The organism is Streptomyces sp. CA-243310, assembly GCF_050936775.1.
GTDB lineage: Bacteria > Actinomycetota > Actinomycetes > Streptomycetales > Streptomycetaceae > Streptomyces.
Genome location: NZ_JBNJMF010000002.1, coordinates 2,465,441 through 2,486,738 on the forward strand (window position 1 = coordinate 2,465,441; position 21,298 = coordinate 2,486,738).

Below are 21,298 nucleotides of genomic sequence, written 5' to 3' on the forward strand. Positions count from 1 at the left end.
TGCACCCCCGTGCTGTGTGGACTTGTACCGTTCTGGCGAAGACGCATTCGATCATGCTGCCGGGTTGTGGGCAAACAGAACGGGTGTGCCCGGTATGCCCGCGTCGCCTGCCCCGCCGTCCGGACGGAAAGGCCCGCAACCGCGGGCCGCTTCCGGAGATCGCCACCGAACCGTCGGTATCGGTGCGCAACACCGTCGCGCCCATCGCCCGCAGTCGCGCGAGCGTACCTGGCGCCGGGTGCCCGTAGCGGTTTCTTGTACCGACGGGAACAATCGCGATCCTGGGCCTGACCCGATCCTGGAGTCCGGGGTCCTGGTGCGCCGAACCGTGGTGGGCGACCTTCAGGACGTCCACCGGCCCCAGTTCCGGATGGCTCCTCAACAGGGCCTGCTGGGCGGGCGGTTCCAGGTCCCCCAGGAGGAGCAGGGTCAGCCCGGAGGTCCGTGCGAGCAGGGCCACGCTCGCGTCGTTCGGCCCCTCCGGCGCCGGGCCGTCGGCCGTCGGCCACAGCACCTGCCACTCCAGCGTTCCGGCCCGGCGGTGTTCCCCGGAGGCGGCGGTCACGACGGGCACCCGAGCCGCCGCGGCTGCTCGGCGAACGGACTCGGCCTGCGCATGCGGCTCCGCCAGGCCGGTGGTCTGGATCACACCGACGGTGCGCCCCCGCAGCACTCCTGAGATTCCGCCCACATGGTCGGCGTGGAAGTGCGTCAGCAGCAGCAATGGGATCCTGCTCACACCCAGTTCGCGCAGGCAGTCGTCCACGGGGTCGGGATCCGGCCCCGCGTCCACCACGACGGCCGTACCCGGGCTCACCGCGAGGACGGCCGCGTCCCCTTGGCCGACGGCGCACTGTACGTAGGTCCAGTCGGGCGGAGGCCAGCCCTTGAACGGTCGTGTGAGCTGCGGCGGCCGCAGGACGGCCAGGAGCAGCAGCACGGCGAGGGCGGAGCAGAGCCCGCGCCGGCGTCCCCACCGGACGCAGAGCAGCAGCACGCCGGCCGTCGCGGCGACGAGCAGCAGTCCACCGGACAACCCGCCCGGCCAGGGCAGTTCCGCCCCCGGCAGTCGCGCCCCGGCCCGCGCCACCGCGGCGATCCACCCGGCGGGCACCCCGGCACACCAGGCGAGCCACTCGGCGGCGGGCATCCACAGCGGGGCCACCGCCAGCGTCGCGAAGCCGAGCACCGTCGCCGGTCCCGCCGCCAGTTCGGCGAGCAGGTTGCACGGGACCGCCACCAGGCTCACCCGGGCGGTGAGCACGACGACCACCGGCGCGCACACCGCCTGGGCGGCCGCGGCGGCCCCCACCGCGTCGGCGAACCTGGGCCGCAGCCCCCGCCGTTGCAGGGCTTCGCTCCACCGGGGGCCGAGGGTGAGCAGCGCCCCCGTGGCCAGTACGGACAGCAGGAAGCCGACGCTGCGGGCCAGCCAGGGGTCGTAGAGCAACAGCAGCAGGACGGCGGCGGCGAGGGCCGGGACCAGCGACCTGCGCCGCCCGGTGGCGAGGGCCAGCAGGGTGACGGCCCCGCAGGCGGCGGCCCGCAGCACGCTCGGCTCCGGCCGGCACACCACCACGAAGCCCGACGTGAGCGCCGCTCCGCACAGGGCGGTGGCCCGCAGCGACAGCCCGAACCGGGGTGCCAGTCCGCCGCGTTCGGCGCGCTGCGCGCCGGCCGGGGGCCCGATGAGCAGGAACAGCACCACGGTCAGGTTCGATCCCGACACGGCGAGCAGGTGCAGCAGATCGGTGGCCCGGAAGGCGTCGTGCAGATCGGTAGGCACCCGGGAGGTGTCCCCGACCACCAGCCCGGGCAGCAGTGCCCTGGGGTCGGGCGGCAGGCCCTCGGTGGCCTCCCGCAGGCCGGCCCGCAGCGCCCCCGCGACGCGCTGCGAGGCGTCCGGCCCGCCGCTGACCCGCGGCGGGGTGTCCCCGGAGAGACGGAGCAGTGCCACGGCCCGTTCCCCGTCGCGGCCCGGCGCCAGCCGGCCCACCGCCTCGACCCGGGTGGAGGGCTGCAGCCGGGCCCAACCCGGGTGCCCGGCCAGGACCCGTACCGGGGTCTCGACCCTGGTGGCCGTTCCGTCGGGGCCGGTCATCCGGGTCACCACCGCGTCCAGTGCCACAGCGGGCGGCCCGCCTCCGCCGCGCACGGTACGGGGGTCCGACTCGACGGTGAGTTCCACCGCGACCCGGGTGTGCCCCCGAGCGGCGCCCTCGACGGGTCCGGCGCGCGCCTCGGCCCGCTGGAGCCCCGCCACCCCGGCTCCGGCCGCCGCACACAGCAGGGCGGCGGCAAGGGCGGTACCGATCCCCCACGACGGCCCCGGCAGCCGGTGACCGGCGAGGAACAGCGCGCCCGCGACGGCCACCGCGAGGCCCACCCCGACGGCGGTCCACCCGGCCGGTGTCCCCAGTGCGACGGCCGAGGCCACCCACGTGGCCGTCGCCGGCGCGAGGAGGCGCAGGTCCGTCGGGCCGGACCGCTCGACCCCGTTCACGGCCGCACCAGCGCACGCAGCTCGGAGAAGCGTCGTTCGCCGATGCCGTCGACCTGTCGCAGTTCCTCCACGGACCGGAAGCCGCCGCGCGCCGTCCGGAAGTCGATGATGTGCTGCGCGAGCACCGGCCCCACCCCGGGCAGCCCGTCCAGTTGCTCGACGGTGGCGCCGGCGAGACTCAGCGGTCCCGGGGCGGAACCGGGCCCTGAACCTGACGGCCCCCGCCCGGAAGCCGAGCCCTGACCGGGAGCGGCGCCGCCTGCCGCCATCGGCTGCACCGGGACGCCCACCACGACCTGCTCGCCGTCCACGAGCACCCGGGCCCGGTTCAGCCCGGTGGTGTCCGTGCCCGGCCGCACTCCCCCGGCGGCGGCCAGGGCGTCCTCGACCCGCGAGCCCGTGGGCAGCCGCCGCACCCCCGGGTCCCGGACCTTGCCGCTGACGTCCACCACGACCCGGGCTTGGGTCGCCGCCGGGGAGGGGCCCGCGGCCGGAGCCACCACGGCGGGCGCCGTCACCGACTCCGGCCTCGCCGTCCAGTACTGCTGCGCGGCGAACCCGAGGGCGCCGACCAGGACCACCGCCACGGCGGCCACCGTCCTCGGCTGCATCCCGCAGCGCGCCTGTAGCCACACCGGCATCCGCTCCCGCACCGCGAGCGACCACGCGTCCCGGCCCGCGAGCCCCATCGCCGGGTCGCCCGTCGCCACTTCCCCGACGCGCGCCGCCGGATGCGTCACCGGATCCGCCACCGGTTCGGGCACCGGATCCGATCTCACCACCACGGGCGCCACGTCGGGTGGCGGAGGCGTCAGCATGGCCTCGGCCCTGCGTCGCACCGCAGACGGATCCGGTCGTGGCCGGCGCCCGACGACACGAGCCGCCCGACCACGGGAACCGGCACCGCCCCGTCCACCGAACCCACCACCGGCACGGCGGCCGAAGCGGTCACCGGAAGCTTCGTCGAAACCGTCGCCGAACCGACCGCCGACACGGTGCGTTCGGCCAGGTCCGCGGGTGGCTGCGGCAGCGGCCCCCACGGGCCGCGAAGTACGGGTGCGCGTACGCGTTCGAGTCGTCATGGCACGACGGTAGGGGCCTGCCCCGATCCCCGTTCGGAGCCTTCAATTCCGGTGGATGAACGACCCGTTGTGGAAAACTCGGCCACCCGTTCCGGTGATCAGCGGGGCGCGACGACCGCCGCCAACAACCCCGGCCCGGTGTGCGCCCCGATCACCGCTCCGACCTCGCTGACGTGCAGCTCGACCAGCCCGGGGATGCGTTCCCGCAGCCGCTCCGCGAGCTTCTCGGCCCGCTCCGGCGCCGCCAGGTGGTGCACCGCGACGTCCACCCGGGCCGCGCCGGCCCGCTCGACGGCGAGCTCCTCCAGCCGGGCGATGGCCTTGGAGGCGGTCCGTACCTTCTCCAGCATCTCGATCCGCCCCCCGTCCAGGGTGAGCAGCGGCTTGACCGCGAGGGCCGAGCCGAGGAGCGCCTGCGCCGCTCCGATGCGTCCGCCGCGACGGAGGTAGTCGAGGGTGTCGACGTAGAAGTACGCCGACATGTCCGCGGCCCGCTTCTCGGCGGCGGCCACCGCCTCGTCCGCGGACCCCCCGGCCTCGGAGACCTCCGCCGCCGCGAGCGCGCAGAACCCGAGGGCCATCGCGACCATGCCCGTGTCGACGACGTGAACGGGCACCGGCGCGTTCTTCGCGGCGACCACGGCGGCGTCGTAGGTGCCGGAGAACTCGGCGGAGAGGTGCAGGCTGACGATGCCGGCCGCGCCGGCGTCCGCCGCCGCCCGGTAGGCCCGGGAGAACTCCTCCGGGCTGGGCCGGGACGTGGTGACCGAGCGGCGCTTCTGCAGGGCCAGGGCGAGGCTGCGTGCCGAGATCTCGGTGCCCTCTTCGAGGGCCTCGTCGCCGAGCACCACGGTCAGGGGCACGGCGGTGATCCCATGCCGCGCCATCGCCGGGTGAGGCAGGTAGGCCGTGGAATCGGTGACGATCGCGACATGGCGGGACATGAGCCGGAGGTTACCGCCACAGGAGCCCGTCCGGCAGCCTGGGGCCCATGTCAGGACCCTGCGGGGGATCCCCGGCCCGTGATCTCGTGGCCTCCCCGCGGCGTGACCTCCCCCGCGGCGGGTGTCAGGTGGTGGGCTCCGGGCGGGCCGTCTTCTGCCACGGGTGGCGCTGCGCCGGCTTGGAAGGGTCCAGCGCCGCCGGCCGCGCCGGGCCGGCGCCCGGGGCCGCCGTGGGGCCCGAGGACCGCTCCTGCGCCGCGTCCCAGGCCGCGGCGGCCTCCGCGAGCTCGTCGACCGACTCACGGGACCAGTCCCGCAGCGCGCCCGACTCGACCTCGATCTGCGCGGACAGCGAGGACAGGTCGTCCTGCGCGAAACGTCGCGCCCGGTCGCGGGCGGCCCATCGCAGCGAGTCGGCGGACTCGATGATCTTCGCGGTGCGTTCCCGCAGGTCGGGCAGGAGTTCAGCGGTCCGCTTGCGGTCCGATTCCTGCTCCAGCCGCTTCAGCTCGTCGTCCAGCTCGTACCCGTGCGCGCTCAGTCGCTCGAACAGGCCGATGGACTCCTTCAGCGAGGGATCCTGCTGGGCTCCCCGGTACAGGGCCTGCTGGGTGGCCCGCATCGACGTCCGCAGGTCCAATCGCAGCTGGGCCAGCGCACCCGGGACCCCCACCTGACCCAGGCTCTTCGCCTTCAGGGTGGTGTCCTCGACGGTCCGGCGGGCCTGGGTGATCGTCCGGTCCACGCCGCGTTTCGCCGCCCCGATCACCTTCACGGTGGCCCACGCCCCCAGCCCCAGGAAGGTGAACAGCATCAACAGGGCCACGATGATGAGCACTGAGCCCGGCTCCATGAGGTTCCCTTTCCCCTGCTTTTTCCGTCCCTTCCACCGTAAACGCAACGGGCAGGCCAGGGGTTCCAATCGAACCCCCAACCTGCCCGTAGGGGAGAACCCCCAGCCGTGCCGGATGACCGCTGAACGGCCGCCGGACGGCCCCTGACCCCGTCGGATCAGGGGGTACCCCGTCAGATGACGATGTTCACCAGCTTCGGCGCCCGCACGATCACCTTGCGGATCTCCGCGCCGCCGAGCGCCGCGACGACGCCCTCGTCGGTCAGGGCCAGCTGCTCCAGGTCCGCCTCGGAGATCGCCGGCGGCACCTCCAGCCGTGCCTTGACCTTGCCCTTGACCTGCACGACGCACGTCACGCTCTCGTCCACGACGTACGCCGGGTCCGCCACCGGGAAGTCGTGGTGGACGACCGACTCGCCGTGGCCCAGTCGGTGCCACAGCTCCTCGGCGATGTGCGGCGCCAGCGGGGCGACCAGGAGCACCAGCCGCTCGGCGACCGAGCGCTCCAGCGGCCGGCCGGCCTTCGTCAGGGCGTTGTTCAGCTCGGTGATCTTCGCGATGGCCGTGTTGAAGCGCAGCGCGGCCATGTCGGCGCCGGCCCCGTCGATCGCCTTGTGCAGGACCCGCAGGGTGTCCTCGCCGGGCTCGCCGTCCACGACGGTGACCTCGCCGGTCTCCTCGTCGATCACGTTGCGCCACAGGCGCTGCAGCAGGCGGTACTGGCCGACGACTGCGCGGGTGTCCCACGGACGGGAGACGTCCAGGGGGCCCATCGCCATCTCGTACAGGCGCAGTGTGTCCGCGCCGTACTCCTCGCAGATCTCGTCGGGCGTGACGGCGTTCTTCAGGGACTTGCCCATCTTGCCGTGCTCACGCTTGACGGGCTGTCCCTGGTGGAAGTAGCCGCCGTCGCGCTCCTCGACCTCGGCCGCCGGGACGTACACCCCGCGCGCGTCGGTGTAGGCGTAGGCCTGGATCATGCCCTGGTTGAAGAGCTTGTGGAACGGCTCCACCGAGGAGACGTGGCCCAGGTCGAACAGCACCTTCGACCAGAAGCGCGCGTACAGCAGGTGCAGCACCGCGTGCTCGGCGCCGCCCACGTACAGGTCGACACCACCGTGCGGGGCGTTCTCGCTCGGGCCCATCCAGTACTGCTCGATCGCCGGGTCGACCAGCGCCTCGGAGTTGTTCGGGTCCAGGTACCGCAGCTCGTACCAGCAGGAGCCGGCCCAGTTCGGCATGGTGTTGGTCTCGCGGCGGTAGCGCTTGACGCCCTCGCCCCGGCCCAGGTCCAGTTCCACGTCGACCCACGCCTCGTTGCGCGACAGCGGGGTCTCCGGCTTCGAGGCGGCGTCGTCCGGCTCGAAGGTGCGCGGCGAGTAGTCCTCGACCTCCGGCAGTTCCAGGGGCAGCATCGAGTCGGGCAGCGGGTGCGCGACGCCGTCCTCGTCGTAGACGATCGGGAAGGGCTCGCCCCAGTAGCGCTGGCGGCTGAACAGCCAGTCGCGCAGGCGGAAGTTGACGGTGCCCTCGCCGACGCCGCGTTCGGTCAGCCACTCGGTGATCGCGGCCTTGGCCTCGACGACGCCCAGGCCGTCCAGCGTGATGCCCTCGCCGGTCGAGTTGACGATCGTGCCGTCGTAGGAGGCGAACGCGTCGTCCCACTCCGCCGGGTCGGCGTCGCGGTCGTCGGAGGGCTCCACGACGCAGCGCATCGGCAGCTCGAAGGCCTGCGCGAACGCGAAGTCGCGGGTGTCGTGCGCCGGGACGGCCATGATCGCGCCGGTGCCGTAGCCCATCAGCACGTAGTCCGCGATGAAGACCGGCACCTTCGCGCCGCTGACCGGGTTGATCGCGAACGCGCCGGTGAAGACACCGGTCTTGTCCTTGGCCTCGGCCTGTCGCTCGACGTCCGACTTGGACGCGGCCTGCTTGCGGTACGCGTCGACGGCCTCGCGGGGGTTCGTCGCGCCGCCGGTCCACACCTGGCGGGTGCCCTCGGGCCACTCCGCCGGGACGATCTTCTCGACCAGCTCGTGCTCGGGCGCCAGCACCATGTAGGTGGCGCCGAACAGCGTGTCGGGACGCGTGGTGAACACCGTGACGGCGTCCTCGCCGACGGCGAAGTCGACGCGCGCGCCCTCGCTGCGGCCGATCCAGTTCCGCTGCTGCAACTTGATGGCCTCGGGCCAGTCCAGCGCGTCCAGGTCGTCCAGCAGGCGGTCGGCGTACGCCGTGATCCGCATGTTCCACTGGCTCAGCTTGGCCTTGAAGACGGGGAAGTTGCCGCGCTCGGAGCGACCGTCGGCCGTGACCTCCTCGTTGGCCAGGACGGTGCCCAGCCCGGGGCACCAGTTCACGGGCGCGTCGGAGGCGTACGCCAGCCGGAAGCCGTTCAGCACGTCGGCCCGCTCGCCCGCGGTCAGCCCGGCCCACGCGCGACCGCCCGGAACCTCACGGGAGCCGTCCTCGAAGGCGGCGACCAGCTCGGCGATGGGGCGGGCCTTGGCCGCGTCGGTGTCGTACCAGGAGTTGTAGATCTGCAGGAAGATCCACTGGGTCCACTTGTAGTAGTCCGGGTCGATCGTGGCGAACGAGCGCCGCCGGTCGTGTCCCAGACCCAGCCGGCGCAGCTGGACCTTCATGTTCTCGATGTTCGCCTCGGTCGACACCCGCGGGTGCGTGCCGGTCTGCACGGCGTACTGCTCGGCCGGCAGGCCGAAGGCGTCGAAGCCCAGGGTGTGCAGGACGTTGTGGCCGGTCATCCGCTGGTGACGGGCGAAGACGTCGGTGGCGATGTACCCCAGCGGGTGGCCGACGTGCAGCCCCGCGCCGGACGGGTACGGGAACATGTCCATGATGAACTTCTTGGGGCGCGCGACGACCGCGGGGTCCCCGGCCAGGTCACCCGTCGGGTTGGGGGCCTCGTAGGTCCCTTCCGCGTCCCATACGTCCTGCCAGCGTGCCTCGATGTCGGCGGCCATGGCAGCCGTGTAACGGTGCCCCTCGGCCGCCTCGGGGGCCGGGGTGTTCGTCTCGCTCATGATTTCTGAAGCTCCATCGATCGTCTCTGCCGTCTCTGCCTGCCCAAACGAAAAAGCCCCTCGCACAGGAGGGGACGCCGCGCCGATGCCGACCGCATCCGCCGTGGGGCTCGATGGGTCGGGACTGATCAGCGCGGCTCGGTAAGCAGAAGGCGTACGGCACGCATGGCGTCAGGGTACCGCAGCGGCCCCCAGGGCCGCTCGGCCGTTCCGCCGTGCGGACACGACGAGAAGCGGGCCACCCGATCCGGGTGGCCCGCTTCTCTTCACTGTGGAGCTAAGGAGAATTGAACTCCTGACCTCCTGCATGCCATGCAGGCGCTCTACCAACTGAGCTATAGCCCCTTGTTGTGCTTGTCGTTCTGGTTTCCCTTGCCGGTTCCCCTTGGCGACGTCCCAAACATTACACGGTCATGGCCCTGGTCCAAAAATCGGTTTCGGCGACCTCGGGCCATGTCCGAAATAATCCACTCCGTCACAGGTTCAGGCCGTACCGGCCAAGCACCCCACAGGGGCCTCGCATGCCTCGCCGGTCACTCGCGCCCTACTGCTCACGTCTGCCGCGCGGGTCACGCTCTCGCGAATTGATAGAACCGCTTGAGCGTGCAGTGTTCATCGAGCAGGCGGCCATAGATCGGTTCCCCTTCCAGCTCGCGGTAGGTCTCGATCGGGTCGCCTTTTATGATCAGCGCCCGCGCGCATTCCTCGCACCAGTACTGGTAGTCGGGATTGACCGGGTCCATGTCCCGCACGATCGGCGTGCCGTTGTTGCACCAGTCGCACCGCCGCCGGTGTGCACCCATCCGTCAGCGACTCCCTCCCGCGTCGGGCCGTCGTGTCCCCCTCCGGCCGTCCGATTCTGCCATGCCGGTACGGGCCAGGTCAGCCGACGCCAAAGGAACAAACGCAAGGATCCCGCCCCCTGTTGGGGACGGGATCCTGATTGTGGAGCTAAGGAGAATTGAACTCCTGACCTCCTGCATGCCATGCAGGCGCTCTACCAACTGAGCTATAGCCCCGCTCTCCGCCACGCTTCCCCCGTTTCCGGTGTTCCGCGCTGCGAACAAGAAGAACTCTAGCCTGTGACCAGCCGGAAAGTGAAATCCGGGTGGAAGCCTCCGAGAGCAGCGCTCAGTCGTCGTCGCCGAGCACCGGTTCCGGCAGCGTGCCGGCGTTGTGCTCCATCAGACGCCAGCCGCGCGCGCCCTCGCCGAGGACCGACCAGCAGCAGTTGGAGAGCCCGCCGAGACCCTCCCAGTGGTACGAGTCCAGGCCCAACAGGCGGCCGATGGTCGTGCGGATGGTGCCGCCGTGGCTGACCACGACCAGCGTGCCGCCCTGCGGCAGCCGGTCGGCGTGGCTCAGCACGACCGGGGCGGCCCGGTCGGCGACCTCGGTCTCCAGTTCCCCGCCGCCGCGGCGGACGGGCTCGCCGCGCTTCCACGCCGCGTACTGCTCCCCGTACTTCGCGAGGATCTCGTCGTGCGTGAGGCCCTGCCACTCGCCGGCGTACGTCTCGCGCAGCGCCTCGTCGTGCTCCACCGCGAGCCCCGTGACGGCGGCGAGTTCGGCGGCCGTGTCGGCGGCCCGCCGAAGGTCGGAGGCCACGATGGCGTCCGGCTTCAGCGAGGCGAGCAGTCGGGCGGCGCGGCGCGCCTGCGCCACGCCGGTCCCGGTCAGCTCGATGTCCGTGGAGCCCTGGAAGCGACGCTCCAGGTTCCAGGCGGTCTGACCGTGTCGCCAGAGGACGATCTTCCTGCCGGTCCTGCCCGAACCGGAGCCGGACGAGGTGTCCGTCCCGGTCGATGCGGTCGTGCCCGTGTCGTTCCCGCTCAGAACAGATCACCGTCCAGTTCGTCGTCGCCCTGCGCCTCGCGCAGCTTGGCGTGCTCCTCGGCCTTGCCGATGGTGAGCTTGGCGTCCTCGGGGAGCTCGATCTCGGGGCAGTCCTTCCACAGACGCTCCAGCGCGTAGAAGACGCGCTCCTCGCTGTGCTGGACGTGGACGACGATGTCGACGTAGTCCAGCAGGATCCAGCGGGCGTCGCGGTCGCCTTCACGGCGCACCGGCTTGGCGCCGAGCTTCTTGAGCAGCTGCTCCTCGATCTCGTCCACGATCGACTTGACCTGGCGGTCGTTGGGCGCGGAGGCGAGCAGGAAGGCGTCGGTGATCGACAGCACGTCGCTGACGTCGTACGCGATGATGTCGTGCGCGAGCCGGTCGGCCGCGGCCTGGGCGGCGGCGGTGATGAGCTCGATGGAGCGGTCCGTGGCGGTCACTGGCCATGCTTTCGGGTTGGCGGGCAGATCCTTACAAGGGTCTCATGTACCGCCGACCCCGCCCGCGCGGAACGTTCCGCGCGGGCGAAATCACAGTTCAGGGCCGTGTGCGGGCCGGATCCGGGACCCTCAGGACGCCTTGTAGTCCCGACCCAGAACCACCACGATGTCCGCGTTGACCACGTTCTCGGCCTTCTTCACGACGGTCTCCGGCAGCCCCAGCGTCTTGGCCACCTCGACGGCCCGCTCCCGCTGGGCGTCGTCCTGGTAGGTGATCTGCGAGGTCGCGGCCGTGTCCTCGGCCTTGCCGCCGTCGACGAAGGTGTAGCCGCCGTTGAGCAGGGCCGCCTTCGCCGCGGTCTGCGTCTTCTCGTTCCCGGTGGCGTCCCTGAGACCCACCCGGGGGGTGGCGCCGGGCTGCGCGGCCGTGGCGGAGCCGCCGAGGACCTCTTTGACGATCTTCTTGTTGGCCTCGTCGCTGAGGCCGCCGTCCGGCTTCACCCCGAGGACGTCGGTGCGGTAGTCGCCCACCTTGGCGTGCTCACCGATCCGCGACAGCAGGCCGCCGAGGTTCTGCGCGTCGAGGGCCGGGTCCAGGATCTGGCCCATGCTCTCGACCGTGGTGGCCGCCGCCTTCGGGTCGGCGGGGATCTTCCGCAGGACCGCGTACAGCACCTTGCCCAGCCGGTCCAACTGCCTGGCCTCCGGCTCGCCCTGGCCGCGGTGGGTGGCGTACGCCACGGCCATCGCGCCGTTGAGGCTCTGCTTGGGGCCCTTGCCCACCGCCGGTGTCCTGGCCTTGTCGTCGGCCGGGACCGCGGTGTCGGTGTCCACCTCGATGCCCCCGAGCAGCTCGACCAGGCGCTCCAGGAAGGGGGTGTCCAGGCGCCAGGTGCCGCCGATGCGGGTGCCGAGGACCGAGTCGAGCGCGTCCTTGGTGCCGAGGCCGCCGCCCTCGACGGACTTGCCGAGGGCGATGCCCGTGCCGTCGTTCTGGGGGACGTCGAGGGTGTTGGGCACCAGCACGGTGGCGCCCTGCTTGGTGGTGACGTTGTCGACGAGCAGCGCCGTGGAGGTGCCGCCCTTCTTGGTGTTGAGCACGTGGACGACGATCATGTCGCGCTTCTGGGCGCCGGGGGCGGCCGCTGCGCCCTTCTTGTCACCGGGGCCGTCGAGGAAGGGGATCTTGCCCGCGTACCAGAGGTAGCCGAGGCCGCCGACGACGAACACGGCGAGCACGACGATCAGCGCGACCACCCGGTTGCGGCCCCGGCGGCGGATCTCCTCGCGGCGCTCGGTGCGGCTCTCGGTGAACGCGAGCCAGTCGATGACGTCGTCGGACTCCTCGTCCGGCTGGTCGATGAAGGCGAACATCCCGGTGTTGTAGTCCCGGTCCCCCTCTGATCCGGCGTCGGGCCGCCGCGGCTCGGGGATCCGGGACGTGGCGTGCTCAGGGGCCGGTTCGGGTTCCGCGGGCGCCTGCGGGGCGCCCTGCTGCGGGATCCACTGCCTGGTCTGCTGCCGGGACTGAGGGGTCTCGTACCCCTGGTCGGGGTTCTGGCCGTACGACTCCCGGGTGTACTCCCGGCCCGGGTCGCCCGGGGAGGTCTGCTGCGGCTCCTGGTACTGCTGCTGCCCGTACGTCTGCTGGTCGTAGCCGTACTGCTGTGGCTGCTGGTACCCCTGGTACTGCTGGTGCTGCTGCTCGTACGAGGCGCCCGGCTGCTGCTCGTACCGGGGCGCCTGGTCGGCGGGCTGCGCGGGCACCGGGCCGTACACCGGCTGACCGTACGCGTCGTAGCCGATGAGCTGTTGCTCCTGGGCGGCGTACGGGTCGTACGGATCCTGTCGGTCGTTCACCGCGGGCCCCTCTCTCCGAAACCGGAAGCTCAGGCTCCCCGATACAGCTCACGCTTGTCGATGTAGCGCACGACACCGTCCGGCACCAGATACCAGACAGGATCGCCCTTGGCCACCCGCGCACGACAGTCGGTGGACGAAATCGCCAGTGCGGGGACCTCCACGAGGGAAACACCGCCCTCGGGCAGCCCGTCGTCGGTGAGCACATGACCCGGACGGGTGACGCCGATGAAGTGCGACAGCGCGAACAACTCGTCGGCGTTGCGCCAGGTGAGGATCTGCGCGAGGGCGTCGGCGCCGGTGATGAAGAACAGGTCCGCGTCGTCGTTGATCGCCTTGAGGTCCCGCAGGGTGTCGATCGTGTAGGTGGGGCCGCCGCGGTCGATGTCGATGCGGCTCACCGAGAACTGCGGGTTGGAGGCCGTCGCGATGACCGTCATCAGATAGCGGTCCTCGGCGGGCGACACGGCCCGCTGCGACTTCTGCCACGGCTCACCGGTCGGTACGAACACCACCTCGTCGAGGTGGAAGAGGGCGGCCACCTCGCTGGCGGCGACCAAGTGTCCGTGGTGGATCGGGTCGAATGTCCCACCCATCACGCCGAGCCGGCGCTTGACCGGGCCGGTAGGCATTTCCTGCTCTCCCATGAGCGCAGAGCCTACTGGCCCGGTGAGGCGGCGAGGACCCTCGATCGAGCGCGTGCCACAGGGCCTAGCGGTCGCGGTTCAGGCGGGTGGTCACCCAGAGCATCAGCAGCAGGAGCACGAACGCGCCGCCACCGGTCAGGTACGGGCTCAGGCTGTCGTGGTTGCCGCCGTGCTCGGCGCCGCCCTCCGAGGCGAGCACGACCAGGTTGTGGGCGGTGGTGGAGAGGCTCATCAGGCAGATACCTATCGAGTCGGGGACCGGGCGGAGACTTCCCTCACATCGTATGCGGGGCCCTTGGGCACGCTCACGCCGACTCGGACGTTGGAGAGGATGGACGCAGAAGCGGACAGGCCGAACAAGGGGGAGGGCAAGATGACGGACACCGGTTTCGAGAAGGTGCCGGCGCGGAACCGCAGGAGGTTCCCCGGCATTTCCTCGCGGGCGTACGAACATCCGGCGGACCGCTCGGCGCTGGTCGCGCTGCGCAAGCTGAGCGGCTTCGACACGGTGTTCAAGGCCCTGAGCGGGCTGCTGCCCGAGCGCAGCCTGCGGCTGTTGTTCCTGTCGGAGTCGGTGCGGGTGGGCGAGACCCAGTTCCCGCACCTGCACGGGATGCTGCGGGACGCCTGTTACATCCTGGACCTGGAGAAGGTCCCGCAGATGTACGTGCAGCAGGACCCGAAGCCCAACGCCATGTGCATCGGGCTGGACGAGCCGATCATCGTCGTCACGACGGGGCTCGTCGAACTCCTCGACGAGGAGGAGATGCGGGCGGTCGTGGGCCACGAGGTGGGCCACGCGCTGTCCGGACACGCCGTCTACCGCACGGTGCTGCTGTTCCTGACGGGTCTGGCGATGAAGGTCGCGTGGATCCCGCTGGGCAACGTGGCGATCATGGCGCTCGTCACCGCGCTGCGGGAATGGTTCCGCAAGTCCGAGCTGTCGGCGGACCGGGCCGGGCTGCTGGTGGGCCAGGACGTCAACGCCTCGATGCGCGGCCTCATGAAGATCGCGGGCGGCAACCACCTGCACGAGATGAACGTGGACGCCTTCCTGGCCCAGGCCGAGGAGTACGAGTCGAGCGGGGACCTGCGCGACTCCGTGCTGAAGATCCTCAACGTGTTGCCGCGTTCGCACCCCTTCACCACGGTCCGCGCGGCCGAGTTGAAGAAGTGGTCGCAGAACCGCGACTACCAGCGGATCATGGACGGCCATTACCCGAGGCGGGACGAGGACAAGGACGCCTCGGTGAGCGACTCCTTCCGGCAGTCCGCCTCGCACTACGCCGACTCGGTGCGCACGAGCAAGGACCCGCTGATGAAGCTGGTCGGCGACCTCGCCGGCGGCGCGGGCGACCTGGGCGGCAAGCTCCGGGACAAGTTCACCGGGGCCGGCGCGGCAAACGGTTCCGCGGGCGCCGGCGAGGGCAAGGGCTCCCCCGGCGGCGCTACGGAACAGCCGGGCTGACGGGGCTGACGGGGCCGACGGCTGCCGGCGGAGGGGCCTGGGGGGTCGTGGGCGGCGCCAGGATCCCGCAGAGCCCGGCGGTGCGCCGCGGGTGGCCGGTGGCGTACGGGTCGCTCGCGGCCGGGCCGACGGTGGTGGGTCCGGCCCCTGCGAGCAGCGGCCGGAAGGACGCCGCGGGCTCGGAGGCGCAGTCCTGGGGGCCTGCCATCACGTAGGCGGAGGCCAGCTCCGCCCGGCGTGCGACGAGGTCCTCGCGGTCGAGCCGCAGCCGCAGTTCCCGCCGGACGGTGAAGAGCGAGGCGCCGTCGGCGGCCGAGGGCTGCCGGCCGGCGGAGCGTACGGCGTAGACGAAGGTGTGGTCGGTGGTGACCTCCAGCACCTGGGCGGAGATCTCCTGGTAGGCGAGGACGCCGCTCACCCGGACCCTCGGGTCGGCCACGGCGGCGACGGTGGGATCGAAGCGCACCAGCCACCCTGTGGCGGCGTGCCGCCCGTCGCCGACGGGCGCGGTCATGCTCCGGTCGAACTGAGCGAGCTGATCTGGGTCGAGCAGCACCCGTACGGGCCGTGAGGCGGTCCCGGCGAGCACGTCCGGGTCCAGCGCCGACTGCACCAGGTAGTCCTTGGCGATGGACAGCGCGGAGACGATCTGGCTCTCGCTGAAATGGTGGGTGCGGCGTACGGCCGGCAGGGTGATCCCGGCCGCTCCGATGCGGTACTCGGCCGCCGGGCTCTTCGCGAACAGGTCGGCCGGGTTCCCGCCGGGCACGACGGTGGTCGGCGCGAGCGGGACGACGGTGGCCGCGAGCTGTTCCGCGGTGGCGCCGGGCGCGGGCACGTACGGGTTGCGCAGGCCCATGTAGACGGCGGCGGCGAAGGCCGTGGCGATGAGGAGCACGAGCAGCAGGCCCTGCCGGGCGCCGCGGCCCGGTGTGCCGTCGCGGTGGCCCGAGGAGCCGCCTCCCGACCAGAGGGACCGGCTGCGGACCGCCCGGGCGTGCTCGCCCATGCGTTCCTCGGCGGAGTACTCCTGGAGGCGGGCGGCCCGCACGAAGTCCTCGTCGAACACGACCGACCGGTACTCGTCCGACCGGAACTCGTCATCGCCCTCGCCGATGCCGTCGGGGGCGCCATTGGGTGGGTCTCCTGGAACGGCCATCGCTTCTCCCCGCTGTCCCCGCTTCAGAGAAGCCCCCGAATCCGGTGAACGCAAGCGGGGCGTACTTTCAGGGTTGGCGGCCGACGGGGTACGTAAACGCTCCGACGCCGGTGACTTCGCGCTGCGGGGTGCTGGCTGGGGCGGGTGCGTGGTCCGCGTCTCCTGAGGCGCTGCGGTACACGGCGCTGAAGGCGAGCGCGATCATTCCGAGGCCCATCACGAAGGCCAGCACCCAGGCGACGGGGCGCAGCCAGGGTGCCCGGCCGCGGTAGGGGCGCATGCTGCCGCCGTAGACCCCGTAAGGGCCTTCCGCGTAGCCGTGACCGTGGCCGTGGGGGCCGTGTTCCCAGCCGGGCTCGTCGAGGCCGTACCCGTCGGGGTGGCCGTAGGAGTAGCCGTCGTGCTCGTCCTCGGTGGTCCAGCCGCCCGCCACGCGTGCGGCCTCGGCCTCGGCACGCGCCCGGTCGGCGGCCCGCTGACGCTCGGCCGCGCTCGGTTCATGGATCTCGGCGCTCCGGACGAAGGCCTCGTCGAACACCACGGAGGCGAAGTGCTGATCCGCGCCTCCGCGGTCGTCGTCGGGCTCCCCGTCGTCCGGGAACGGCTTGCCCCCCACGTCGTCCGGCACGGGACCAGCGTAGACCTGGGGGGCGGCTTTGGGCAGGGTGTCCGCCGAATTCCGGCCGCCCCGGGTTCCCGGAACGACTACCGGACGTGACCGTCGCCGGTGACGATGTACTTGGTGGAGGTGAGCTCCGGAAGGCCCATCGGGCCCCGGGCGTGCAGCTTCTGCGTGGAGATGCCGATCTCCGCGCCGAAGCCGAACTGGCCACCGTCCGTGAAGCGGGTGGAGGCGTTCACCGCGACGGTGGTCGAGTCGACCAGTTGGGTGAAGCGGCGCGCGGCGGCCTGCGAGGTGGTGACGATCGCCTCGGTGTGTCCCGAGGTCCAACGGCGGATGTGCGTGACGGCGTCGTCGAGGGAGTCCACGACGGCCGCGGCGATGTCGTAGGAGAGGTACTCGGCCGCCCAGTCCTCGTCGGTGGCGGGCAGCGCGGTGACCTTGGTCCCTTCGGCGTACGAGAGGATCTCGCCGTCGCCGTGGACGGTCACTCCGGCGTCCGCGAGGGCGTCGAGGGCGAGCGGCAGGAACGCGGCGGCGATGTCCCGGTGGACGAGGAGGGTCTCGGCGGAGTTGCAGACCGAGGGGCGCTGCGCCTTGGAGTTGACGAGGATGTCCACGGCCATGCCGAGGTCTGCCTGGGCGTCGACGTAGACGTGGCAGTTGCCCGTGCCGGTCTCGATGACCGGGACGATGGACTCCTCGACGACGGTCTTGATGAGCGAGGCTCCGCCGCGCGGGATCAGCACGTCGACGAGGCCGCGGGCGCGCATCAGCTCGCGGACGGAGTCGCGGGACTCGCCGGGGACGAGTTGGATGGCGTCGGCGGGCAGTCCGGCGGACTCGATGGCGTCCCGGAGGATGGTGACGAGGGCGCTGTTGGAGGCGTAGGCGGAGGAACTGCCGCGCAGCAGGACGGCGTTGCCGGACTTGAGGCAGAGTGCGGCGGCGTCGACGGTGACGTTGGGGCGGGCCTCGTAGATGATGCCGACGACGCCGAGCGGTACCCGGATCTGGCGGAGGTCGATGCCGTTGGGGAGGGTGGAGCCGCGGACGACCTCGCCGACGGGGTCGGGGAGGGCGGCCACGTCGCGGACGTCGGAGGCGATGGCGGCGACGCGCTCGGGGGTCAGGGTGAGACGGTCGATGACGGTCTCGCTCGTGCCCGCCTCCCTGGCCTTGTCGGTGTCGAGGGCGTTGGCCTCGACGATCTCCGCGGTACGGGCCTCCAGCGCGTCCGCGATGGCCAGGAGGGCCGCGTCCTTGGCGGACCGCGGGAGTGGGGCGATGGCTGCGGCGGCCGTCCGGGCGGCTTGCGCGGTGGCGATCACGGGGGAGGCTGCGGTGGCGTCGTCGAGCGAGGTCATGCGGCCCAGGGTATGCCCCGGTCCGGACGGGGCCGAGAGGATTTCACCCCGCGAGACGGCCCCCGGCGGGGTGGCCCACCGCGGGGTGGCCCACCGCGGGGCGGTCCACCGCGCGACAGGTCACCGCGGGCGGGCGGCTCCCGGGGGCCGTCTCACGGGCCCCCGGGCACGTCCTCGCGCTCAGTAGGGGTGCACGCCCACCGGGTGGGCCGGGGGCGGGCCGTAGCCCTCCGCCACGCGTTGGTGGTAGGTCGCGCGGTCGATGACCTCCAGGCCGACGATCTCCCAGGGCGGGAGCTTCGCCGAGGACCGGTGCTCGCCCCAGAGCCGCAGGGCGACGGCGGCCGCGTCGTGCAGGTCGCGGGCTTCCTCCCAGTACCGGATCTCGGCGTGGTCGTCGGCGTACCGGCTGGTCAGCAGGAAGGGATGGTCATGGGCGAGCTGTTCCAGCCCGCGCCGGACCTCGGACAACGGCGCCGGCTTGCCGGAGACGCTCAGGGTGACGTGCCAGAGGCGAGAGGTGTCCGGCCCGTCCCCGTTGCCGCCCCCGCCAACGCCGCCGTCACCGTCCCCGGTGCCGACGCTGGTCAGCGCTCGTCTCACCAGCCGCCTCCTGTCTGCGCTACGCGTGTCCGCCCCACACAGTTGACCAGTCCTCGGCCGGCCGCGCGGCGGTTTTGCCGAACCTCAGCCCTGCAGCAGGACCAGATCGTCACGATGGACGACCTCCCGCTCGTACGCGGGTCCGAGCTCCCGCGCGAGCTCGCGAGTGGAGCGGCCGAGGAGCTGCGGGAGTTCCTTGGCGTCGAAGTTGACCAGCCCCCTGGCCACGGCGCGGCCGTCGGTGGCGCGCAGTTCGACCGGGTCCCCGGCGACGAAGTCGCCCTCGACGCCGGCGATCCCGGCGGCCAGCAGGGAGCTGCCGCGTTCGGTGACGGCGCGCACCGCCCCGTCGTCCAGTACGAGGTGCCCCTGGGGGGTGGAGGCGTGTTGGAGCCAGAGCAGCCGGTCCGCCGAGCGGCGGCCCGTGGAGTGGAAGAGGGTGCCCGTGCCGCGCCCCGCGAGGGCGTCGGTGGCCTGGCTGGCGGAGGTGAGGACGACGGGGATGCCGGCGGCGGCCGCGATGCGGGCCGCCTCGACCTTGGTGACCATGCCGCCGGTGCCCACGCCCGCCTTGCCGGCGCTGCCGATGGAGACGTGCTCGATGTCCTCGGGGCCGCGCACCTCGTCGATGCGGGTGGTGCCGGGGAGCGAGGGGTCGCCGTCGTAGAGGCCGTCCACGTCGGACAGCAGCACGAGCAGGTCGGCGCGGACGAGGTGGGCGACCAGGGCGGCGAGCCGGTCGTTGTCGCCGAACCGGATCTCGTCCGTGGCGACGGTGTCGTTCTCGTTGACGACCGGGAGCGCGCCCATGGCGAGGAGCTGGTCCAGCGTCCGGTAGGCGTTGCGGTAGTGCGCGCGCCGGCTGGTGTCGTCGGTGGTCAGGAGGACCTGGCCGACGCGGATGCCGTAGCGGGCGAAGGACGCGGTGTACCGGGCGACGAGCAGGCCCTGTCCGACGCTGGCGGCGGCCTGCTGGCGGGCCAGGTCGGTGGGGCGGCGGCGCAGGCCCAGCGGGGAGAGTCCGGCGGCGATGGCGCCGGAGGAGACCAGGACGATCTCCTTCTCGCCGCCGCTGCGGGCCTTGGCCAGTACGTCGACCAGGGCGTCCACCCGGTCCGCGTCGAGCCCGCCGGTGGCGGTGGTCAGGGAGGAGGAGCCGACCTTGACCACGATCCTGCGGGCGTCCACGACGCTCTGCCTAGCCGCTGACACGTCTGTCCCCTTGCCCCTTGCCTGATGTTCCCGGCGCCTTGCCGCAGGTGCCGGGAACTCAATCTACGGGGTGGCCCGTCGGGGCCGCGCGCGGGTTTCAGAGGGTGGACGAACCGCGGGCCGGCTCGGCTTCCGTCGCGGCAGCGGCGCCCGGGACCAGGATCTTGCGGGACAGCAGGAAGGTGAACGGGATGGCCACGACGGCCGCGACGAGCGGGGCGATCCGGTCGTCCATGCCGGCCCACTGCACCAGGACGAACAGGCCGACCGACTGGATGACGTAGTTGGTGATGTTCGTCAGCGGGAAGAGCGCGAACTTCTTCCACGTGGGCCGGGTCCGGTAGGTGAAGTAGGTGTTCATGAAGAACGAGCCGACCATCGACAGCAGGAAGGCGAGCGTGTACGCGGCGAAGTACGGCATCCACGGGTGCAGGAGCAGGTAGATGCCGAAGAAGGTCGCGGTGTTGACGCCGCCCACCAGGCCGAAGCGGATGATCTGCCCCAGCTGTTCCCGTCGGGTGCTCCGGGGCGCCGGGGTGCTCCCGGTCACCGGGGGGTGACCGGGGGCGGGGACGTTCGAAGTCATCGGCGGCTGCGCTCCGAGATCACGGCTTCGGAGACGCCGGGCACCCGCTCCGCGCCGTGCGCTTCCTTGACCAGGAAGTGCGGGCGGCGCTTGGACTCGTAGTAGATGCGGCCGATGTACTCGCCGATCAGCCCGAGCATGATCATCTGGACGCCGCCCAGGCCTGTGATGAGCGCCACGAGCGTGACGTAACCCGGGGACTCGACCCCGTACGTGATCGCCATCACGGTGGTCCACAGGGCGTAGAGGCCGGTGAGTGCGACCAACGACACGCCGAGCCAGATCCCGATCCGGAGCGGACGGTTGTTGAAGGAGATCAACCCGTCCATGCCGTAGTTCAGCAGGGCGCCGAACTTCCACTTCGTCTCGCCGGCCTCGCGCTGGGCGTTGCGGTAGTCGAAGTGGACCGTGTCGAAGCCGATCCAGGAGAAGAGTCCCTTGGAGAAGCGGTTGTACTCGGGGAGCGCGAGCAGGGCGTCCACGGCGGGGCGCGAGAGCAGCCGGAAGTCCCCGACCCCGTCGGTCAGCTCGACGTCCACCCAGCGGTTGACGCCTCGGTAGTACATGCGGCTGAGGGCGGAACGGACCTTCTTGTCGCCCTCGCGGGTGCGACGCGCGATGACCTGGTCGTGTCCCTGCCGGTAGTGCTCGAGCATGGTGGCGATGAGTTCCGGCGGGTGCTGGAGGTCCGCGTCCATGATCACCACGGCGTCGCCGGTGGCCTCGCGCAGCCCGGCGAGCATGCCCGACTCCTTGCCGAAGTTCCGGCTGAAGGAGACGTAGCGCGTCTGGTCCCCGTACTCCGCGGCGATCTTGCGGAGTTTCTCCAGCGTCCCGTCCCGGCTACCGTCATCGACGTAGCAAACCTCGTACTCGATGGGCAGGGCGTCGAGAACCCTGCGGATCTCTGCGTCGAAGCGGTCGATGACGGCTTCTTCGTTGTAGCAAGGAACAACTACGGACAGCTTGGTCATGAACACTTCCTGCCGGATCCGAACGGGTGATTGTCGACGACTGACTCGACACCACCACCTCTTGAGAAGTATGCACGGCCGAGCCGCGCTGCCCG

At 71.7% G+C, this 21,298-nt stretch carries 18 protein-coding genes, 2 tRNA genes and 1 pseudogene; 1 reads left to right on the top strand and 20 read right to left on the bottom strand.

The features are described 5' to 3' along the window. Positions 1 to 118 precede the first annotated feature (118 nt). The 13 genes and pseudogenes from ACQEVM_RS28785 to ACQEVM_RS28845 form a co-directional block, all read right to left on the bottom strand. Positions 119 to 2,503: pseudogene (locus ACQEVM_RS28785) on the bottom strand (ComEC/Rec2 family competence protein); the annotation flags it as partial. Further along, the gene (locus tag ACQEVM_RS28790) at positions 2,500 to 3,342 is read right to left on the bottom strand and encodes a helix-hairpin-helix domain-containing protein (protein WP_433083772.1); all 843 of its coding nucleotides are present in this window, start codon (positions 3,340 to 3,342) and stop codon (positions 2,500 to 2,502) included. The pseudogene ACQEVM_RS28785 and the gene ACQEVM_RS28790, both read right to left, overlap by 4 nt. A gap of 341 nt (positions 3,343 to 3,683) precedes the next feature. Further along, positions 3,684 to 4,529, bottom strand: coding sequence for a DegV family protein (locus tag ACQEVM_RS28795; RefSeq protein WP_433083774.1), 846 nt, complete (start codon positions 4,527 to 4,529; stop codon positions 3,684 to 3,686). A 124-nt stretch (positions 4,530 to 4,653) separates the two neighbouring features. Then, complete coding sequence (locus ACQEVM_RS28800; protein WP_433083776.1) at positions 4,654 to 5,382, bottom strand: hypothetical protein; 729 nt, start codon at positions 5,380 to 5,382, stop codon at positions 4,654 to 4,656. 173 nt (positions 5,383 to 5,555) lie between these two features. Then, on the bottom strand, positions 5,556 to 8,426 hold the full coding sequence (leuS, locus tag ACQEVM_RS28805) for a leucine--tRNA ligase (RefSeq protein WP_433083778.1): 2,871 nt from the start codon (positions 8,424 to 8,426) through the stop codon (positions 5,556 to 5,558). 272 nt (positions 8,427 to 8,698) lie between these two features. Beyond that, positions 8,699 to 8,771: transfer RNA gene (locus ACQEVM_RS28810), tRNA-Ala, on the bottom strand. Between the two features lie 224 nt (positions 8,772 to 8,995). Continuing rightward, positions 8,996 to 9,229, bottom strand: a complete 234-nt coding sequence (locus ACQEVM_RS28815) for a hypothetical protein (protein WP_008738908.1) — start codon at positions 9,227 to 9,229, stop codon at positions 8,996 to 8,998. A gap of 143 nt (positions 9,230 to 9,372) precedes the next feature. Next, positions 9,373 to 9,445: transfer RNA gene (locus ACQEVM_RS28820), tRNA-Ala, on the bottom strand. Positions 9,446 to 9,557: 112 nt separating this feature from the next. Beyond that, complete coding sequence (locus tag ACQEVM_RS28825) at positions 9,558 to 10,262, bottom strand: histidine phosphatase family protein (RefSeq protein WP_433085437.1); 705 nt, start codon at positions 10,260 to 10,262, stop codon at positions 9,558 to 9,560. After that, the gene (gene rsfS / locus ACQEVM_RS28830) at positions 10,259 to 10,705 is read right to left on the bottom strand and encodes a ribosome silencing factor (RefSeq protein WP_053674983.1); all 447 of its coding nucleotides are present in this window, start codon (positions 10,703 to 10,705) and stop codon (positions 10,259 to 10,261) included. The genes ACQEVM_RS28825 and rsfS overlap by 4 nt, the downstream gene beginning before the upstream one ends. Before the next feature lie 129 nt (positions 10,706 to 10,834). Next, on the bottom strand, positions 10,835 to 12,565 hold the full coding sequence (locus tag ACQEVM_RS28835; RefSeq protein WP_433083782.1) for an LCP family protein: 1,731 nt from the start codon (positions 12,563 to 12,565) through the stop codon (positions 10,835 to 10,837). A gap of 29 nt (positions 12,566 to 12,594) precedes the next feature. Beyond that, positions 12,595 to 13,212 (bottom strand): nicotinate-nucleotide adenylyltransferase, encoded by a 618-nt coding sequence (gene nadD, locus ACQEVM_RS28840; RefSeq protein WP_433083784.1) that lies wholly within the window; start codon positions 13,210 to 13,212, stop codon positions 12,595 to 12,597. 64 nt (positions 13,213 to 13,276) lie between these two features. Further along, a complete protein-coding gene (locus ACQEVM_RS28845) occupies positions 13,277 to 13,444 on the bottom strand; it encodes a hypothetical protein (RefSeq protein ID WP_433083786.1) in 168 nt (55 codons plus the stop codon). A gap of 141 nt (positions 13,445 to 13,585) precedes the next feature. Here ACQEVM_RS28845 and ACQEVM_RS28850 point away from each other — a divergent pair, with 141 nt between their 5' ends. Beyond that, positions 13,586 to 14,680, top strand: coding sequence for a M48 family metallopeptidase (locus ACQEVM_RS28850; RefSeq protein ID WP_433085439.1), 1,095 nt, complete (start codon positions 13,586 to 13,588; stop codon positions 14,678 to 14,680). On the opposite strand, the gene ACQEVM_RS28855 is transcribed toward ACQEVM_RS28850, so the two are convergent. The 7 genes from ACQEVM_RS28855 to ACQEVM_RS28885 form a co-directional block, all read right to left on the bottom strand. Next, positions 14,661 to 15,839, bottom strand: a complete 1,179-nt coding sequence (locus ACQEVM_RS28855; protein WP_433083788.1) for a hypothetical protein — start codon at positions 15,837 to 15,839, stop codon at positions 14,661 to 14,663. The genes ACQEVM_RS28850 and ACQEVM_RS28855 overlap by 20 nt on opposite strands. Before the next feature lie 67 nt (positions 15,840 to 15,906). Continuing rightward, the gene (locus tag ACQEVM_RS28860; RefSeq protein WP_433083790.1) at positions 15,907 to 16,467 is read right to left on the bottom strand and encodes a hypothetical protein; all 561 of its coding nucleotides are present in this window, start codon (positions 16,465 to 16,467) and stop codon (positions 15,907 to 15,909) included. Positions 16,468 to 16,544: 77 nt separating this feature from the next. Then, positions 16,545 to 17,828 carry a glutamate-5-semialdehyde dehydrogenase gene (locus tag ACQEVM_RS28865; protein WP_433083792.1) on the bottom strand — a complete coding sequence of 428 codons (1,284 nt, stop codon included), beginning with the start codon at positions 17,826 to 17,828 and terminating at the stop codon, positions 16,545 to 16,547. A 180-nt stretch (positions 17,829 to 18,008) separates the two neighbouring features. Continuing rightward, positions 18,009 to 18,473, bottom strand: coding sequence for a hypothetical protein (locus ACQEVM_RS28870; RefSeq protein WP_433085441.1), 465 nt, complete (start codon positions 18,471 to 18,473; stop codon positions 18,009 to 18,011). 42 nt (positions 18,474 to 18,515) lie between these two features. Further along, positions 18,516 to 19,643 carry a glutamate 5-kinase gene (gene proB / locus ACQEVM_RS28875; protein ID WP_433083794.1) on the bottom strand — a complete coding sequence of 376 codons (1,128 nt, stop codon included), beginning with the start codon at positions 19,641 to 19,643 and terminating at the stop codon, positions 18,516 to 18,518. A gap of 97 nt (positions 19,644 to 19,740) precedes the next feature. Then, the gene (locus tag ACQEVM_RS28880) at positions 19,741 to 20,229 is read right to left on the bottom strand and encodes a GtrA family protein (protein WP_433083796.1); all 489 of its coding nucleotides are present in this window, start codon (positions 20,227 to 20,229) and stop codon (positions 19,741 to 19,743) included. Beyond that, positions 20,226 to 21,203: a glycosyltransferase family 2 protein gene (locus tag ACQEVM_RS28885; protein WP_053674968.1), complete on the bottom strand. Its 978-nt coding sequence runs from the start codon at positions 21,201 to 21,203 to the stop codon at positions 20,226 to 20,228. The genes ACQEVM_RS28880 and ACQEVM_RS28885 overlap by 4 nt, the downstream gene beginning before the upstream one ends. Positions 21,204 to 21,298 lie beyond the last annotated feature (95 nt).